This window comes from Pantoea sp. CTOTU49201 (genome assembly GCF_032054795.1).
Taxonomy (GTDB): Bacteria; Pseudomonadota; Gammaproteobacteria; order Enterobacterales; family Enterobacteriaceae; genus Pantoea; species Pantoea symbiotica.
Genome location: NZ_DAMBSA010000369.1, coordinates 3,992 through 4,724 on the forward strand (window position 1 = coordinate 3,992; position 733 = coordinate 4,724).

1 protein-coding gene is annotated in these 733 nt (G+C 57.4%); it reads right to left on the reverse strand.

From position 1 onward, the window contains the following. Positions 1–78: 78 nt before the first annotated feature. Positions 79–733, reverse strand: a 655-nt coding sequence (locus tag RTY00_RS20165) for an ATP-binding cassette domain-containing protein (protein ID WP_312665808.1), incomplete at its 5' end; no start/stop codon positions are given.

Genomic DNA, 733 nt, shown 5'->3' on the forward strand with positions numbered 1-733 from the left:
GTTGTGCAGCAGGCGACGCGGTAGCGAATGCTGGATCATGCGCGAACTGCTTAAATTCATGATGCTCATCCCGTTACCTCAGTGTGCAGCCGCTGAATGAGCGGTAAATTTCTCACCCACGATCAAATTAACGATATCGCTAAGGCTGGTATCCGCCACGCGTCGATCCGCCACGTTGGTGCCTTCGTACATCACCATGATGCGATCGCATACCAGGAACAGATCCTGCAGGCGATGGGTGATGAGGATGACGCTGACTCCGCGCGCTGAGACACAACGGATCAGCTCCAGCACCGCTTCCACTTCTGCCACTGCTAATGTGGCGGTCGGTTCATCCATGATCAGCACTTTGGGTTCGAATGCAGCGGCGCGCGCAATGGCAATCGCCTGGCGTTGCCCGCCCGACAAGTTGCGCACCAGCAAACGCGTATCCGGAATGGAAATGCCCAAACCTTTCAGCATCTCGCGCGCTTCGGCGTGCATTTTTGCCTGATCGAGAAAGGGAATGCCGAGCACGCTTTTCATCGGCTCGCGCCCCATAAACAGGTTTCCGGCGACGTCCACCGTGTCGCACAGCGACAGATCCTGATAGACCATTTCGATGTGGCAGCGGCGCGAATCGGCCGGATTGGTGAAGTGTTGCTGTTCACCGTCGATGCGAATGCTGCCGCTGGTGGGCACCACCGCGCCAGAAAGCACTTTAGTCAGCGTCGATTTACCCGCGCCGTTGTCG